Below are 16,612 nucleotides of genomic sequence, written 5' to 3' on the forward strand. Positions count from 1 at the left end.
TGATGCATGTGTACTGATGCGCTGAAATTAACGCTCGTAGATTATCTCTACGCCTTCGTCGTCATCTTCATCCCAGTCGTCATCGTCGTCGTCCCAGGGTTCTTCTGCTTCAGACTGCATTTCTTCCAGTTGTTTACGATGGTACTCGTCCCACATAAACTCAACTTTCTCTGCTTCCTGAACCGCTTCTTCATGAACCACAGGGTTTTCGATAATAAAGTTCATTACATCCCAGCATAACGCATTGACACCATCACGCGTCGCAGCAGATATCAGGTAATGTTTTTCTTCCCAGCCCAGCGCGGTAGCAATTTCTTGAGCACGCTGCTTAGCATCTTCACTATCAAGCAAGTCGACTTTATTGAACACCAACCAGCGAGGTTTTGCTGCCAGGGTAGTGCTATATTTCTCAAGCTCACCAATAATAATGCGCGCATTCTCAACGGGATCAGAGCCATCAATAGGTGCCAGGTCAATCAGGTGCAATAAAACACGGCAACGTTCAAGGTGTTTGAGGAAACGAATCCCCAGCCCTGCGCCATCCGCAGCACCTTCAATCAAACCTGGAATATCGGCAACCACAAAGCTCTTTTCGTTATCCATTCGGACAACACCCAGGCTTGGAACCAGAGTAGTGAAGGGATAATCAGCTACTTTCGGTTTTGCGGCAGAAACGGCACGTATAAACGTGGATTTACCTGCGTTAGGTAAACCAAGCATACCAACATCAGCCAACAACATCAGCTCGAGATCGATTTCACGCTTCTCACCTGGCGTACCATTGGTTTTCTGGCGTGGTGTACGATTTACTGAAGACTTAAAGCGTGAGTTACCCAGACCGTGCCAGCCACCTTTCCCGACCAACAAACGTTGCCCATGAGAAACCATATCTCCCATAGTTTCCCCAGTGCCTTTATCGATAACCCGGGTGCCAACAGGGACACGAATAGAGACATCTTTGCCTCGTTTACCAGTACAGTCACGGCTTTGACCATTCTGTCCCCGTTCAGCACGGAATGACTTTTCAAAGCGATAATCAATGAGGGTATTCAAGTTCTCGTCAGCTTCCAGCCAAACATCACCACCATCACCGCCATCGCCACCATCCGGGCCGCCTTTCGGGATGTACTTTTCACGACGGAAGCTAACACACCCGTTGCCGCCATCACCTGCGACCACGAGGATCGTTGCTTCATCAACAAACTTCATTTTACTTCTCCGTAGATCATTCGCCCGAACGGGGCACAGGTATTGCCGGCTGGCGCTTACGCCAGCGCCCCCAAAGGCGATGCCCAATCGCGGAATACATTGCGCCCGCCACAACGACAAATGCGCCGATATAACCCATGACATTCAACATTGGCACAGCAAAGAAATCCGGCCATGCCAGTGCTAATAAATCTGAAAACAACAACGTAAATAAAGGTGTCAGTGTAATAAATGCACTCACCTGTGCTGCCTGCCAGCGCGCCATTGCTTCTGCCAGCGCACCGTAACCCACCAGAGTATTCAGGCCACAAAACACCAAACAACCCAGTTGCCACCCACTCAGTTGTTTTATAACCATTGGGTCAGCCAATGGAAGTAACGCCAATGTACATAAAGTGTACAACAAAAACAGAATCTGTTGTGATGCCAGACGCCGTAGTAATACTTTCTGCGCCACACCGTAACTTACCCAAACACAAGCGGCAGAAACACCAAATATGACGCCCCATGTGTAATCAGTCAGGCGGGTAAATATCTCAACCAGGCTGGTGTTAAAAAACATAATCAACCCGGAAAGGAGCATTAGCGCACCGACAATCTGCGTACCACGCATCTTTTCTTTCAGTATGAGAACACTGGCAACCATCATACCCACCGGAGATAGTTGGCCAATGACCTGCGATGCTGTGGGGCTAAGATACTGCAAAGAGGAACTAAAAAAGATAAAGTTCCCAAATAACCCACCCGTAGCAATGGCCAGTAAGACTAACCAACGGGGGCTTTTAAAAATTCTGAGCGGAGGTAAATTTCCTCTCAGTGTCAAAATTAAGCCCAGCCCGGCACCAGCCATCAGGAAACGATAAAACACAACAGTAGGAGGAGACATCACCTCCAATACCTGTTTCATAGCAATAGGTAATGCGCCCCAGCACATCGCTGTTGTCAGGGCTAAAGCGAGACCAATTCCTGCCTGCTGTTTCATTTAAAGCTCCCGGAGCTTTACCCAGTGTCAGAATGTAAAAAGCCCCGCAACACGTTGCGGGGCTTCAATCCGTTACCGGGACGCGAAAAACTTATTCAGCAACAATGCTTACGAATTTACGGTTTTTCGGACCTTTAACTTCGAACTTGACTTTACCGTCAGACAAAGCGAACAGAGTATGATCTTTACCGCAACCTACATTGCTGCCTGCGTGGAATTTGGTGCCACGCTGACGAACGATGATGCTGCCAGCAAGAACTGCTTCACCGCCGAAACGTTTTACGCCCAGACGTTTAGCTTCAGAATCGCGACCGTTACGTGTTGAGCCGCCAGCCTTTTTGTGTGCCATTTAATCTGCTCCCCTGTTAAGCGCTGATGCCAGTAATTTTCACATCAGTGAACCACTGACGGTGGCCCTGCTGCTTACGATAGTGTTTACGACGACGAAACTTAACAATTTTAACTTTCTCGCCACGACCATGAGCAACAACTTCAGCTTTGATTACGCCGCCCTCAACAAAAGGAACGCCGATTTTAACTTCTTCGCCATTGGCAATCATCAGAACCTGGTCGAATTGAACTGCTTCGCCAGTTGCGATGTCCAGCTTTTCCAGGCGAACGGTCTGACCTTCGCTTACTCGGTGTTGTTTACCACCACTTTGGAAAACCGCGTACATAAAAAACTCCGCTTTCCGCACACACCTTATGTGTTTTCAGTGCGCGCTATAAATAATCACAATAGGGCGCGAATATTACGCAAATCCAGGACATTTGACAAGTACCATCATCAATTCGTGTAGAAAAAAAACACTACGCACAATGTTCCATTTATTAAGCGCATTTTTTCAGTACAATCTGTATTTGATGACCAGACAGATACCCAATAACATGTTCCGTCGAACGGGATAAACCGGGCAACAGCCAGACTTTTGCGATGAATTTAGAGAAAATAACCGAGTTAACCGCGCAAGATATGGCGGGCGTAAACGCGACAATTCTGGATCAGCTCAACTCTGACGTTCAGCTAATCAATCAGTTGGGATACTACATAGTCAGTGGTGGCGGGAAACGGATTCGTCCAATGATTGCTGTGCTTTCTGCCCGAGCTTTGGGTTATGACGGCAACGCACATGTCACTATTGCAGCCTTAATCGAGTTTATTCATACCGCGACATTGCTGCATGATGATGTTGTAGATGAATCAGATATGCGCCGTGGTAAAGCGACAGCCAACGCTGCCTTTGGTAATGCAGCAAGTGTGCTGGTAGGGGATTTTATCTACACCCGGGCATTCCAGATGATGACTCAACTGGGTTCACTCAAAATACTGGAGGTAATGTCGGCGGCAGTGAACGTGATTGCCGAAGGTGAAGTTCTTCAGTTGATGAATGTTAACGACCCCAATATCACAGAAGAAAGCTACATGCGGGTTATCTACAGTAAAACTGCACGCCTGTTTGAAGCAGCTTCTCAATGCTCCGGCATTCTTGCTGGAGCAACACAGGAACAAGAACTCGCTCTACAAGATTATGGTCGCTACATTGGCACAGCTTTCCAGCTTATTGATGACTTGCTTGACTACAGTGCAGATGGTGCAACGCTTGGCAAAAATGTCGGGGATGACCTGAACGAAGGGAAGCCCACTCTCCCACTGTTGCATGCCATGCAGCACGGCACACCTGAGCAGGCCAGTTTGATTCGCCAGGCAATTGAACAAGGTAATGGTCGGCACCTTCTGGAGCCAGTTCTGGAAGCAATGGAAATGTGTGGTTCACTCGCCTGGACACGACTGCGCGCCGAACAGGAAGCTGATAAGGCCATTGCAGCGCTGGCAATACTTCCTGATTCGGTCTGGAAAGATGCACTGACAGGTCTTGCCCATATAGCCGTTCAACGTAACCACTAAACACACCTGATATTTGCTTAGCTTAAGGGATCTACGCCATGTGGTGTGGATCCTTTTCTTTTCAGCTCCTTTCTGCAACGCATTACACAAAGCTGAGTGCGGGAACACAAAACAAACCACAACCTACTATATTAAGAACTTTCGAGAATTCCCTGTGCTATACAACTCAGGTTTCCACAGAGTAACCAATGCACCCCATTAGCAACAGGAAGAAAACATGGAAAGTAAATTTGTTGACTGGCATCCGGCGGATATTATTGCCGCGTTGCGCAAAAGAGGAACATCAATGGCCGCAGAATCACGTAAAGCGGGGCTGAGTTCTTCAACCCTCGCCAACGCACTGACGCGCCCCTGGCCTCGAGGTGAAAGGCTGATAGCCGATGCGCTTGATGTAAACCCATGGGAGATTTGGCCATCTCGTTACTATGACCCGCACACAGCACAATTCATTGACAGAACCCGGCTCATTCGCCAGCGTTAAAAAAACCGGGGAATTCCCCGGTTTTTTACATTATTCTGCGTGAATACGTTCAATTTTCGCACCCAGCGCCTGAAGTTTGTCTTCAATACGCTCATAACCACGGTCTATGTGGTAAATGCGGTCAACAACCGTAACACCTTCAGCAATACACCCGGCAAGCACCAGGCTTGCCGAAGCACGCAAATCAGTCGCCATAACCTGGGCTCCTGATAAGGTGGCAACACCATGGCAAATCGCAGTATTACTCTCAATTTCTGCATGTGCGCCCATGCGAATTAACTCAGGAACATGCATAAACCGGTTTTCGAAAATGGTCTCAGTGATAACACCAGTGCCTTCGGCTACTAAATTGAGCAATGTAAACTGAGCCTGCATATCGGTCGGGAAACCAGGGTGCGGTGCAGTACGAACATTTACAGCTTTAGGGCGCTGACCGTGCATATCAAGAGATATCCAGTCTTCCCCAGTCTCAATATCTGCACCCGCTTCACGCAATTTGGCTAATACCGCATCCAGTGTGTCCGGGCGGGTATTACGGCACATCACTTTTCCGCCAGAAATAGCAGCAGCCACCAGGAACGTGCCTGTTTCAATACGGTCTGGTAACACGCGATACACTCCACCACCAAGGCGTTCAACACCCGTGATAGTAATGCTGTCTGTACCCATGCCTGTTATTTTTGCTCCCAGCGTATTCAGGAAATTGGCAGTATCAACAATTTCGGGTTCGCGGGCTGCATTCTCAATAACCGTAGTACCTTCAGCCAGTGTTGCAGCAGACATAATGGTTACTGTTGCGCCAACACTGACCTTATCCATAACAATGTGCGCCCCTTTCAGGCGGCCATTGACGCTGGCTTTAACGTACCCTTCTTCCAGCTTAATTTCTGCCCCTAATTGTTCCAGACCAGAAATATGCAAATCAACGGGACGAGCACCAATAGCACAACCACCGGGTAAAGACACCTGACCCTGGCCAAAACGGGCAACCAAAGGACCTAATGCCCAAATGGACGCTCGCATTGTTTTGACCAGCTCGTAAGGTGCACAGTAAATGTTAACTTTACTGGCATCAATCCAGACAGATCCGTTGCGCTCAACCTTTGTACCTAGTTGGCTCAACAATTTCATTGTAGTATCAATGTCTTTCAGTTTGGGGACATTCTGAATCTCAACTGGCTCTTCAGCCAGTAATGCGGCAAATAAAATCGGCAATGCGGCGTTCTTCGCCCCCGATATAGTCACTTCGCCGCTCAGGCATGTCGGCCCTTGTACGCGGAATTTATCCATCAGGACTGCTCTCTACATATTCAAAATCACAAGTGCTGCAGCGTTGTTGCAGCTCAGAATCCGTTTAATTTACGGTCGCGTTCCCATTCTGTCGGTGTATAGGCTTTGATGGATAAAGCATGGATGCGGTTATCCGAAATATATTCCATTAGGGGCCCATAAATCGTTTGTTGTTTTTTCACACGACTCATGTCGGCGAAGAGTTCACCCACTGCAGTAACCTGAAAATGGCTACCATCACCAGTGACGTGTACTTCCTGAAGGGGCAGTGCATTCATCAGCACCGTCTGAATTTCATGATTTTCCATGGGCTCTTCATCATCGTCGATTAATCAAAACAGCCAAACATCTTAGAGGAAAGTGTTCGCCGCTGAAATAAGCAAAAAAGCCTTGCAGCTAGAAAATGCAAGGCTTTCAGACTAACCCACTGAAAATACTAGTGAGTATAAGGAAATACTGATTCAGGTAAATTATAAAGCCTGCTCAGCATAACCAGCTTTTCATTCATGCCAGTGAGCACAACCTTATGCCCCTGAGAACGGGATGCTTCCACCAGATGCAGTAAAATAGCCAACCCGCCAGTATCCACCCTTATCAGGCCGCCTACCGCTATCTCAGACAACGACTGGCAAACAGACTGGCGCTGTGACCATAGTGGCAATAAAGTCCCCTGGTCCAGGGTACCGGACAGAGACAGAGTGCCGTTATCCAGTTGCCACTGCAAATCACCCGCCATTATTTCTGCGCATCCAGGGTAATCGGATGACGAGAAATTGTTTTCAGCTCTGCTGTTAACCCATCAATCCCTTTTTGGCGCAACAAATCACTCCACTCATTTTGTTTTGTCGTTATCATGCTGACGCCTTCAGCAATCATGTCATACGCCTGCCAATTACCCGTTTGGCTATTTTTACGCCACTGGAAATCCAGGCGTACTGGTGGCCGCCCATTCGGGTCAATGATAGTCACGCGAATTGCCACGATAGTTGCGTCACCAATGGGCTGCTCAGGTGCAATCTGGTAAGTCTGACCATGATACATTGCCAGTGCCTGCCCATAAGCCTGTTTCAGGTATTCACGGAAAGCTGCGAAATAGGCTTCCCGTTGCGCTGGCGTGGCTTCACGATAATAGCGACCCAGAACTAATGCCCCTGCGTACTTAACCTGGACATAAGGCAGCAATTCCTGATCGACTATCTCACGCAGATAATCAGGATTCTGACGAATTTTCGCCTGTTCATTTTTTAGCCTGGAAAACGTTTTTTCCGCCGCTTGGTTCATTAACACATACGGATTAGATTGATCCGCTGCTACCGCTAAAGGTGCGATCACCAACATGGCAACCATTAACAGCCGTTTAAACATGACATATCTCCAAACTTAGTTCGTTTTCCCGGACGGGGATGTCTCATTATTCCCTTGTGACGTTCCTTGTGCATCGCCACTCGTTTTGTTGTCACCGTTGTTGCTCTTATACAGGAACTGGCCAATCAGATCCTCAAGTACCATTGCTGACTTGGTATCCTGCATGGTGTCACCATCCTTCAGAATACCAGTGCCTAATTCAGGATCTTCAAAACCCACATTCAGTGCCAGATACTGTTCCCCCAATAAGCCAGAAGTACGCACTGCCAGCGAACTGGTATCTGGAATGTGGTTGTAGCGCTGTTCGATATCCATGGCCACACGGGGTAAATAAGTTTTTGGATCCAGTGAAATATCTGCCACCCGGCCAATTACTACCCCACCGATACGCACTGGTGAACGCGCTTTAAGGCCACCAATGTTGTCGAAAGTGGCATACAGACGATAAGTAGGCTCAGTATGAAAAGAGGTGACATTCGCCACACGCAGGCAGATAAAAAGAATAGCGGCAAACGCAACCAGCATAAATGCGCCAACCCAGATTTCAAATTTCTTCGTTTGCATGAACTTAATTCCCAAACATCAGTGCAGTAAGCACAAAATCCAGCCCCAAAACAGCCAGAGAAGCGTGCACAACAGTACGTGTAGTCGCCCGGCTAATCCCTGCAGATGTTGGGATAGCATCATAGCCATTAAATAACGCAATCCACGTTACAGTAATGGCGAACACTACACTTTTGATAACACAGTTGACCAGGTCCAGGCGCCAGTCGACAGCATTTTGCATGGCTGACCAGAAAAAGCCGGAATCGATCCCTTTCCAATTAACCCCAACCAGTGAGCCACCCCAAACACCAACCGCGACAAAAATTAATGTCAGTAACGGCAGTGAGATGACACCAGCCCAGAAACGCGGGGAAATCACACGGCGCAAAGGGTCAACAGCCATCATTTCCATACTGGAAAGTTGCTCCGTGGCTTTCATCAGGCCAATCTCTGCTGTAAGAGCAGAACCGGCCCGCCCGGCAAACAACAATGCAGCAACAACCGGCCCCAGCTCACGCAGTAGCGACAAAGCCACCAGCATGCCCAGACTAGTTTCTGCGCTATATGTGGTTAAAACCAAATATCCCTGCAGGCCCAACACCATACCGATAAACAATCCGGAGACGATGATGATTATCATAGACAAAACACCAACGCTGTAGAGTTGGCGCATCAATAACGGCGCATGTTTGCGAAACTCGGGTTTACCAACCAGTGCATTAAAGAGCAGTACCCCTGCCCGACCGAATGTCGCACAAAACTTAATGCCCTTGTGCCCGAGAGATGCCAGCGCATCCAGAAATACCACGTGATTACTCCTCCGCTCCTGCAAATAAATCCCGTTGATATTCCCCAGCCGGAAAACGGAACGGCACAGGACCGTCGGCAATACCATCCAAAAACTGGCGAACCCGTGGATCCGGATTACTGCGTAACCCCTCCGGGCTGCCCTGCGCGATAATCTGTTGATCAGCGACGATCCATGCTTCATCGGCAATACTAAGAACTTCTGGTACATCGTGGGATACCACAATGCAAGTCACGCCTAATGAACGATTTAACTCAGAAATTAACTTAACCAATACGCCCATAGTGATAGGATCCTGCCCCACAAAAGGTTCATCAAACATGATGAGTTCAGGTTCCAGTGCGATAGCGCGCGCCAGTGCAGCTCTACGGGCCATCCCGCCAGAAAGCTCTGATGGCATAAGATCTGCAGCACCGCGTAATCCCACGGCTTCCAGCTTCATCATGACTGTGCTGACCAGTAATGGCTCAGGCAAATGAGTATGCTCGCGTAATGGATAAGCCACATTTTCAAACACGTTCAGGTCCGTAAATAACGCACCTGATTGAAAAAGCATACTCATCCGTTTACGGACTGTGAACAGCCGAGAACGGGACAGTGACGGAATATTGTCACCATCAAATAAAATTTGGCCGGCATCAGGTTTTATCTGCCCACCGATCAGGCGTAGCAGGGTTGTCTTACCAATCCCGGATGGCCCCATGATGGCCGTGATCTTTCCACGCGGTACTGTCAACGAGATATTGTCGAAAATACGCCGACTTCCGCGTGAAAAGGTCACGTCTCGAATATCGACCAGGTTATCCACTATCTGGCTCATCTGATGTCCTTAAACTCTTAGCTTCAGATACACCTGTACATTTAAACACGGCGTCGGTTCCTGCAGTGCGCGATATTCTTACAGAATATTGCGCAGTTCAGTTAGCGAAAACTGGCATCGTTTTACTTTTCGGTGCCATATAGTCAAAATTAGGCAAGTGTTCGTGCTGTGCTGTTCCCGCATAAGCAAGATCAGTGAACCAGTCATTGTAACTGAATAAAGGATTTTTCATGTTTGTAGCGACGTCTCTGTTAATCATCGGTTTACTATTGGTGGTTTACAGCGCCGACCGACTGGTCTTTTCTGCTTCTCTTCTTTGTCATCGGCTTGGGCTTTCACCACTAATCATCGGCATGACTGTCGTGACTGTCGGCACATCTTTGCCCGAAATTATCGTCGCGTTATCAGCAACACTACGTGACCAGGGAGACTTGGCTGTAGGCACAGCCATTGGTTCAAATATCACCAATATTCTGCTTATCCTTGGCCTGGCAGCAACTTTACATCCCTTAAAAGTCCATTCAGGATTGTTACGCCGGGAAATCCCACTAATGCTGCTGGTTACACTTGTTGCCGGGTATATCCTTTGGGACGGCGAATTAACTCGTGGCGAAGGCGTTACATTGCTGATCATGGCCGCCATTTACTTGCTGCTAACAGTCAAATTTGCCCAACACGCCCATCACAAAGAAAACGATAATCTGACCAGAGAACAATTGGCAGAACTGCCCTGCGAAGGCTCACTGCCAGTTGCTTTTTTGTGGTTGGGTGTCGCGCTTATCATTATGCCAATAGCCACTCATATGGTGATTGATAATGCTACAGTACTTGCCAACGCTTTTAACATCAGCGAGTTCCTGGTTGGTGTCACAGTGCTGGCCATTGGCACCAGTTTGCCTGAGTTGGCAACGGCAATCGCCGGGTCAAGGAAAGGTGAAGACAATATCGCTATTGGTAATTTAATCGGTGCCAATATTTTCAACATCACAATTGTTCTGGGTTTACCTGCTCTCGGGTACCATAGCGACCTCGATCCACTCATGATCCGGTATGATTATGGGGTGTTATTACTGGTTAGCTTTGTATTCGCGCTGCTTTGCTGGCGCCGTTCAGGTGAAATCAGTAAATGTGCGGGCGCTTTATTATTAGCTGGTTTTATTCTCTGGCTAATTATGCGCCTCGCCGGTTTTTTTCCTTTCGTCGAGTAATACGGACACGGTATGTCACACAAAAACGTGGATGCAGGTTTTGATTTCCAACACGCCGGGAAAACTGTTCTTGCGGTTGAACGAGCAGGTCTTGCCCAATTAGACCAATATATCAATGGCGATTTTACTCTGGCCTGCAAGAAAATCTTCGGGTGCCAGGGCAAAGTCGTAGTAATGGGAATGGGCAAGTCCGGGCATATAGGGCGTAAAATGGCGGCAACATTCGCCAGTACAGGAACCCCCGCATTTTTTGTCCACCCGGGGGAAGCAAGCCATGGTGATTTAGGAATGGTCACGGATAAAGATGTTGTGATCGCCATTTCCAATTCAGGTGAATCCAACGAGATACTGGCGCTCATTCCTGTACTTAAACGCCTGAACGTATCCCTTATCAGTATGACCGGGCGGCCACAAAGCACGATGGCAAAAGCGGCAGATATACATTTGTGCATTCACGTACCACAAGAAGCTTGTCCGCTGGGTTTGGCACCAACCACCAGCACAACCGCTACATTAGTAATGGGGGATGCCCTGGCCGTTGCGCTGTTGGAAGCCAGAGGGTTCACGGCAGAAGATTTTGCACTGTCGCATCCTGGTGGAGCTCTTGGGCGCAAGTTATTACTGCGTGTTAATGATATTATGCACACTGGTGATGAGATTCCCCGTGTAAGTGAACATGCCTCATTACGCGATGCTTTATTGGAAATCACCCGAAAAAACCTGGGGATGACGGTTATCTGTGATGACCAGATGACAATTCATGGTATTTTCACCGATGGCGACTTACGTCGGGTGTTTGATATGGGCGTAGACCTGCATAGTCTGGCGATTAAAGACGTAATGACCAAGGGCGGTATTCGGGTTAAACCCGGTACACTGGCTGTGGACGCTCTGAATTTAATGCAATCACGCCATATTACGGCTGTTATGGTTGCAGATGGCGACCATCTGGCAGGTGTGATACATATGCATGATCTGCTGCGCGCAGGCGTAGTCTGAATAGGATATGAAGTAATGAGTACCCCCCAAGCGGTAACTGAAACGTGCTACGGTCTGGTCGATAATTCCGTGATAGAAAAGGCTGCGCGAATTAAGCTGCTGATTCTTGATGTTGATGGCGTGATGTCTGACGGTCTCATTTATATGGGCAACAATGGTGAAGAGTTAAAAGCGTTCAATGTGCGAGATGGCTATGGAATTCGTTGCGCGCTGACATCAGGTATTGAAGTTGCCATTATTACCGGGCGTAAAGCAAAGTTACTTGAAGACCGTTGCCAGACACTGGGCATCACTCATCTTTGGCAAGGGCAAAGTGATAAGCGAATAGCTTACCAATCGTTGCTTTCTCATCTTTCGTTACAACCAGAAGACGTCGCTTATATTGGTGATGACCTGATTGACTGGCCTGTGATGTCACAAGTCGGTTTGAGTGTGGCTGTTGCTGACGCCCACCCAATGCTTCTTCCCCGTGCAGATTATGTCACGACAATTTCTGGTGGGCGCGGCGCAGTAAGGGAGATTTGCGATATCCTGCTACAGTCACAGGGCAAACTCGAGCAGGCTACAGGGCAATCAATATGAGTAAAACCAGACGTTGGGTCATTATCCTGCTTGCCTTGGTTGTTTTGATTCTACTGGGGATAAACCTCGCAGATAACGACAATAATTCGCAAGTGCAGGTCAATAACAACGAGCCAACATATCAGAGTGAGCACTCTGATACAGTTGTTTATAATCCAGAAGGCGCACTCAATTATCGCCTGATAGCCAGGCATGTTGAATACTATTCAGATCAAGAGCTAACCTGGTTTACTGACCCTGTAGTAACTTCATACGATAAGAATAAAGTCGCCACCTGGTCTATCCGGGCAGACAAAGCAAAACTGACCAATGACCGGATGCTTTATCTTTACGGGCATGTAGAGTTGGATGCACTGACGCCTGACTCACAATTACGTAAAATCACCACCGATAACGCGCAGGTAAACCTGATAACTCAGGATGTTGCCTCCGACGATCTGGTGACGCTATATGGCACCACATTTAATTCCAGTGGTTTGAAAATGCGCGGCAACTTACGCAGTAAAACGGCCAAGCTGATTGAAAAGGTTAGAACTTCCTATGAAATTCAAAATAAACAAACTCAGCCTTAACGTTCTGGTAGCCGGTGCATTGTTTGCCGCCAGCCTCCCGGCATTTGCTTTAACTGGCGATACGGACCAGCCTATCCATATTGAATCGGATCAGCAGTCTCTGGATATGCAGGGTAATATCGTTACCTTTACTGGTAATGTTGTTGTCACCCAGGGAAGCATCAAGATCAACGCAGACAAAGTCGTTGTGACACGTCCGGGTGGCGAAAAAGGTAAAGAAGTGATTGATGGTTACGGTAACCCGGCCACATTCTACCAAATGCAAGATAATGGTAAGCCGGTTAAAGGCCATGCCAGCCATATGCATTATGAGCTGCAAAATGACTTTGTCGTGCTGACTGGCAAAGCTTACCTGGAGCAACTTGATAGTAATATCACCGGCGATAAAATTACCTATCTGGTTAAAGAACAGAAAATGCAGGCGTTTAGCGATAAAGGTAAACGCGTGACGACCGTTCTGGTTCCGTCCCAACTTCAGGACAAAAAAGACCAGAAAACTGCCCCTAAAAAGAGTAACTAATTCAGTATGGCAACACTTACCGCGAAAAACCTGGCGAAGGCCTATAAAGGACGTCGGGTCGTTGAAGATGTCAGTTTAACTGTGAACTCTGGCGAAATTGTTGGCCTGTTGGGGCCAAATGGTGCAGGGAAAACCACCACATTTTACATGGTCGTGGGTATCGTTCCTCGTGACGCTGGCAATATCACCATTGACGATGAAGACATCAGCCTGTTACCGCTCCATGCCCGAGCTCGCAGAGGGATCGGTTATCTGCCACAAGAAGCCTCTATTTTCCGTCGGCTAAGCGTGTACGATAACCTGATGGCTGTTTTACAAATTCGAGATGACCTTTCCAGTGAACAACGTGTCGATCGGGCAAATGAGTTGATGGAAGAGTTTCACATCGAACATCTACGTGACAGCCTCGGGCAATCACTGTCTGGTGGTGAACGCCGCCGTGTAGAAATTGCACGAGCACTGGCCGCTAATCCGAAATTCATTCTGCTGGATGAACCCTTCGCAGGGGTTGACCCCATCTCAGTTATCGACATAAAACGTATTATTGAACATCTGCGTGACAGTGGCCTGGGTGTATTGATTACCGACCATAACGTCCGTGAAACGCTGGCTGTTTGTGAACGAGCTTACATTGTCAGTCAGGGACACCTTATCGCGCATGGTACACCCAGTGAAATTCTCGAAGACGAGCATGTGAAGCGGGTATATCTTGGGGAAGAGTTCAGACTCTGATAGGGTAAGCGTGACAGGATGTAAAAAAGAGTGAGTACACCTCATATCAGGTTTGTTCTCTATTCGTTATCACTGTCACCGTTTCACTTTATCAGGAGAGTTTTTCTTTTTGCCAGGGCAGGTATTATTAACGTATTGACCTGAGGAAGTATGCTCTGAATATGAAGCAAGGTTTGCAACTAAAGCTTAGCCAACAGCTTGCCATGACGCCTCAGCTACAACAGGCCATTCGCCTGTTGCAACTGTCTACGCTGGAACTGCAGCAAGAACTCCAGCAAGCGCTGGAAAATAATCCGCTGCTTGAGCAAACCGATTTTCATGAAGAAGTGGAAACTCAGGATGCCCAGGATAGTGAATCGCTGGATACCCGAGAAGCGCTTGAGCAAAAAGATATGCCTGAAGAGCTTCCTCTGGATGCTAGCTGGGATGAAATCTATACCGCCGGGACACCATCAGGAACAGGTGCTGATTACATTGATGATGAGCTGCCGGTTTATCAGGGTGAGACAACACAAACGCTGCAGGATTACTTGATGTGGCAGGTTGAACTAACCCCTTTTTCCGATACCGACCGCGCAATTGCTACTTCAATCGTCGATGCCGTTGATGAAACAGGTTATCTCACCGTTCCTGTTGAAGATATTCTGGAAAGTATGGGTGATGAAACTGTCACACTGGATGAAGTTGAGGCCGTACTCAAACGGGTACAGCGGTTTGATCCTGTAGGCGTTGCGGCTCGTGATTTGCGTGATTGTTTGCTTATACAGCTTTCGCAATTTTCCCGTGAAACCCCTTTTATTGAAGAAGCCCGGCAGATAATCAACGGCCATCTCGATCTTCTGGCAAACCATGACTTTCGTACATTGATGAAAGTTACGCGTCTCAAAGAAGATGTGCTGAAAGATGCGATGATGCTGATCCTGTCTCTCGACCCTCGCCCAGGCCAATCTATTCACAATAGTGAACCTGAATACGTTATTCCCGATGTTCTGGTCCGCAAACATAAAGGGCGCTGGACAGTCGAACTGAATTCCGACAGTATTCCCCGCTTGTCCATCAACCAGCATTACGCTTCTATGTGCAACAATGCGCGTAATGACAGTGACAGCCAATTCATCCGCAGTAATCTGCAAGAAGCGAAATGGCTGATAAAAAGCCTCGAAAGCCGCAACGACACGCTACTTAAGGTCAGCCAGTGCATTGTTGAGCAACAACAGGCTTTTTTTGAAAATGGCGAAGAATACATGAAGCCAATGGTGCTGGCGGATATCGCTCAGGCAGTGGAAATGCATGAATCAACGATTTCACGTGTTACCACGCAAAAATATCTGCACAGCCCACGGGGCATTTTTGAGCTGAAATATTTCTTCTCCAGCCACGTAAATACAGAAGGCGGGGGTGAAGCCTCCTCTACAGCAATTCGTGCACTGGTGAAGAAGTTAATTGCCGCAGAAAACCCGGCAAAACCACTTAGTGATAGTAAACTGACTTCTATGTTATCTGATCAAGGTATCATGGTGGCCCGGCGCACTGTCGCAAAATACCGCGAGTCTTTATCCATACCGCCGTCGAACCAGCGTAAACAATTGGTTTGACTCAACCGATAAGGAAGACAATATGCAACTCAATATCACAGGACAGAATGTCGAGATTACTGAAGCTATGCGCGAATTCGTGAACACAAAATTCGCCAAACTGGAGCAGTATTTCGAAAGGATCAACCAAGTCTATATTGTGTTGAAAGTGGAAAAAGTCACTCAAACAGCGGATGCAACGCTTCATGTAAATGGCGGTGAGTTGCATGCCAGTGCCGAAGGCCAGGATATGTATGCCGCAATTGACGGTTTGATAGATAAACTCGCCCGTCAATTAACCAAACACAAAGATAAACTGAAACAGCATTGATGACCCAGGTATTTCCCTGAATCTCAGCGGCCCGTTATCGCAGGATAGCGGGCCGCTGGCCCAGAGGATGCCAGGTGGAGCTATGATGAATAATGATTCTGCGCTGCAACTCAGCGCTGTCCTGAACCAGGAATGTACACGTAATAACGTACATTGTCAGAGCAAAAAACGTGCTCTGGAAATCGTCAGTGAGCTGGCGGCTAAGCAGTTAGGCCTTCCGCCACAATCCGTTTTTGATGCGGTATTAACCCGTGAGCGCATGGGGAGTACTGGCATTGGCAATGGTATCGCTATCCCGCACGGTAAACTGGAAGAAGACACATTACGTGCTGTTGGTGTATTTATCCGCCTGGAAACACCCATAGCTTTCGATGCTATTGATAATCAGCCCGTTGATCTTTTGTTCGCTTTGCTGGTCCCGGCAGACCAAACGAAAACGCACTTACATACTTTGTCGCTGGTTGCTAAAAAGCTGGCCGACAAAACCATTTGCCGCCAACTCCGTATGGCGCAAACGGATGAAGAGTTATTTAACATTATTACTGACGCAGGAAATGCAGGAGCCTGACTCCGGCGCAGTAATCATGCAATAACATCACAAGATACCCATAGAAATTGGGGTTGCAGGCAGGCAAAGGCATCGTTAATTTCACTGGCTTCATCTGTCAGTAAAGCCACGAAAAACAT

Annotated in this window: 22 protein-coding genes; 11 read left to right on the top strand and 11 right to left on the bottom strand. The window is 47.9% G+C overall.

The window, feature by feature from the left end:
• Positions 1-27: 27 nt before the first annotated feature.
• The 4 genes from cgtA to rplU all read right to left on the bottom strand — a co-directional run bounded on the left by cgtA (position 28) and on the right by rplU (position 2,868).
• Positions 28-1,209 carry an Obg family GTPase CgtA gene (gene cgtA, locus LC084_RS13570; protein ID WP_226571719.1) on the bottom strand — a complete coding sequence of 394 codons (1,182 nt, stop codon included), beginning with the start codon at positions 1,207-1,209 and terminating at the stop codon, positions 28-30.
• Between the two features lie 16 nt (positions 1,210-1,225).
• Positions 1,226-2,191: a DMT family transporter gene (locus LC084_RS13575; RefSeq protein ID WP_226571720.1), complete on the bottom strand. Its 966-nt coding sequence runs from the start codon at positions 2,189-2,191 to the stop codon at positions 1,226-1,228.
• Between the two features lie 91 nt (positions 2,192-2,282).
• On the bottom strand, positions 2,283-2,540 hold the full coding sequence (gene rpmA, locus LC084_RS13580) for a 50S ribosomal protein L27 (protein ID WP_036104873.1): 258 nt from the start codon (positions 2,538-2,540) through the stop codon (positions 2,283-2,285).
• A 16-nt stretch (positions 2,541-2,556) separates the two neighbouring features.
• Positions 2,557-2,868: a 50S ribosomal protein L21 gene (gene rplU, locus LC084_RS13585; protein WP_036104882.1), complete on the bottom strand. Its 312-nt coding sequence runs from the start codon at positions 2,866-2,868 to the stop codon at positions 2,557-2,559.
• A gap of 257 nt (positions 2,869-3,125) precedes the next feature.
• Between rplU and ispB the strand changes: the two genes are divergently transcribed.
• Both ispB and sfsB read left to right on the top strand, forming a co-directional pair.
• Positions 3,126-4,097: an octaprenyl diphosphate synthase gene (gene ispB / locus LC084_RS13590; RefSeq protein WP_226571721.1), complete on the top strand. Its 972-nt coding sequence runs from the start codon at positions 3,126-3,128 to the stop codon at positions 4,095-4,097.
• Between the two features lie 217 nt (positions 4,098-4,314).
• Positions 4,315-4,578 carry a DNA-binding transcriptional regulator SfsB gene (gene sfsB / locus LC084_RS13595; RefSeq protein WP_226571722.1) on the top strand — a complete coding sequence of 88 codons (264 nt, stop codon included), beginning with the start codon at positions 4,315-4,317 and terminating at the stop codon, positions 4,576-4,578.
• 30 nt (positions 4,579-4,608) lie between these two features.
• Here the strand turns inward: sfsB and murA are convergent, their stop codons facing one another.
• The 7 genes from murA to mlaF all read right to left on the bottom strand — a co-directional run bounded on the left by murA (position 4,609) and on the right by mlaF (position 9,407).
• On the bottom strand, positions 4,609-5,868 hold the full coding sequence (gene murA, locus LC084_RS13600; protein ID WP_226571723.1) for a UDP-N-acetylglucosamine 1-carboxyvinyltransferase: 1,260 nt from the start codon (positions 5,866-5,868) through the stop codon (positions 4,609-4,611).
• A gap of 53 nt (positions 5,869-5,921) precedes the next feature.
• Complete coding sequence (gene ibaG, locus LC084_RS13605) at positions 5,922-6,176, bottom strand: BolA family iron metabolism protein IbaG (RefSeq protein WP_226571724.1); 255 nt, start codon at positions 6,174-6,176, stop codon at positions 5,922-5,924.
• Between the two features lie 128 nt (positions 6,177-6,304).
• Positions 6,305-6,604 carry a lipid asymmetry maintenance protein MlaB gene (mlaB, locus tag LC084_RS13610; protein WP_226571725.1) on the bottom strand — a complete coding sequence of 100 codons (300 nt, stop codon included), beginning with the start codon at positions 6,602-6,604 and terminating at the stop codon, positions 6,305-6,307.
• Positions 6,604-7,233 (bottom strand): phospholipid-binding protein MlaC, encoded by a 630-nt coding sequence (gene mlaC / locus LC084_RS13615; protein WP_226571726.1) that lies wholly within the window; start codon positions 7,231-7,233, stop codon positions 6,604-6,606. Before mlaC ends, mlaB begins: the two co-directional genes overlap by 1 nt.
• A gap of 15 nt (positions 7,234-7,248) precedes the next feature.
• On the bottom strand, positions 7,249-7,797 hold the full coding sequence (mlaD, locus tag LC084_RS13620; protein WP_226571727.1) for an outer membrane lipid asymmetry maintenance protein MlaD: 549 nt from the start codon (positions 7,795-7,797) through the stop codon (positions 7,249-7,251).
• A 4-nt stretch (positions 7,798-7,801) separates the two neighbouring features.
• Positions 7,802-8,587, bottom strand: a complete 786-nt coding sequence (gene mlaE, locus LC084_RS13625; RefSeq protein WP_036104899.1) for a lipid asymmetry maintenance ABC transporter permease subunit MlaE — start codon at positions 8,585-8,587, stop codon at positions 7,802-7,804.
• Positions 8,588-8,591: 4 nt separating this feature from the next.
• Positions 8,592-9,407, bottom strand: a complete 816-nt coding sequence (mlaF, locus tag LC084_RS13630) for a phospholipid ABC transporter ATP-binding protein MlaF (protein WP_226571728.1) — start codon at positions 9,405-9,407, stop codon at positions 8,592-8,594.
• Between the two features lie 230 nt (positions 9,408-9,637).
• Between mlaF and LC084_RS13635 the strand changes: the two genes are divergently transcribed.
• The 9 genes from LC084_RS13635 (at position 9,638) to ptsN (ending at position 16,493) form a co-directional block, all read left to right on the top strand.
• Positions 9,638-10,615: a calcium/sodium antiporter gene (locus LC084_RS13635; RefSeq protein WP_226571729.1), complete on the top strand. Its 978-nt coding sequence runs from the start codon at positions 9,638-9,640 to the stop codon at positions 10,613-10,615.
• A gap of 12 nt (positions 10,616-10,627) precedes the next feature.
• The gene (kdsD, locus tag LC084_RS13640) at positions 10,628-11,614 is read left to right on the top strand and encodes an arabinose-5-phosphate isomerase KdsD (protein ID WP_226571730.1); all 987 of its coding nucleotides are present in this window, start codon (positions 10,628-10,630) and stop codon (positions 11,612-11,614) included.
• Between the two features lie 15 nt (positions 11,615-11,629).
• A complete protein-coding gene (gene kdsC / locus LC084_RS13645) occupies positions 11,630-12,196 on the top strand; it encodes a 3-deoxy-manno-octulosonate-8-phosphatase KdsC (protein ID WP_226571731.1) in 567 nt (188 codons plus the stop codon).
• The gene (gene lptC, locus LC084_RS13650) at positions 12,193-12,768 is read left to right on the top strand and encodes an LPS export ABC transporter periplasmic protein LptC (RefSeq protein WP_226571732.1); all 576 of its coding nucleotides are present in this window, start codon (positions 12,193-12,195) and stop codon (positions 12,766-12,768) included. The genes kdsC and lptC overlap by 4 nt, the downstream gene beginning before the upstream one ends.
• Complete coding sequence (lptA, locus tag LC084_RS13655) at positions 12,737-13,288, top strand: lipopolysaccharide ABC transporter substrate-binding protein LptA (RefSeq protein ID WP_226571733.1); 552 nt, start codon at positions 12,737-12,739, stop codon at positions 13,286-13,288. Before lptC ends, lptA begins: the two co-directional genes overlap by 32 nt.
• 6 nt (positions 13,289-13,294) lie before the next feature.
• Entirely contained in the window at positions 13,295-14,020 is a 726-nt protein-coding gene (gene lptB / locus LC084_RS13660) for an LPS export ABC transporter ATP-binding protein (protein ID WP_064600641.1), read from the top strand.
• Between the two features lie 161 nt (positions 14,021-14,181).
• The gene (rpoN, locus tag LC084_RS13665; protein WP_226571734.1) at positions 14,182-15,615 is read left to right on the top strand and encodes an RNA polymerase factor sigma-54; all 1,434 of its coding nucleotides are present in this window, start codon (positions 14,182-14,184) and stop codon (positions 15,613-15,615) included.
• Between the two features lie 22 nt (positions 15,616-15,637).
• Positions 15,638-15,925 carry a ribosome hibernation promoting factor gene (gene hpf / locus LC084_RS13670; protein WP_036104930.1) on the top strand — a complete coding sequence of 96 codons (288 nt, stop codon included), beginning with the start codon at positions 15,638-15,640 and terminating at the stop codon, positions 15,923-15,925.
• An 82-nt stretch (positions 15,926-16,007) separates the two neighbouring features.
• On the top strand, positions 16,008-16,493 hold the full coding sequence (gene ptsN, locus LC084_RS13675; RefSeq protein WP_226571735.1) for a PTS IIA-like nitrogen regulatory protein PtsN: 486 nt from the start codon (positions 16,008-16,010) through the stop codon (positions 16,491-16,493).
• Positions 16,494-16,612: the final 119 nt, after the last annotated feature.

The sequence above is a fragment of the Mangrovibacter yixingensis genome (assembly GCF_020523985.1).
GTDB classification, from domain to species: Bacteria; Pseudomonadota; Gammaproteobacteria; order Enterobacterales; family Enterobacteriaceae; genus Mangrovibacter; species Mangrovibacter yixingensis.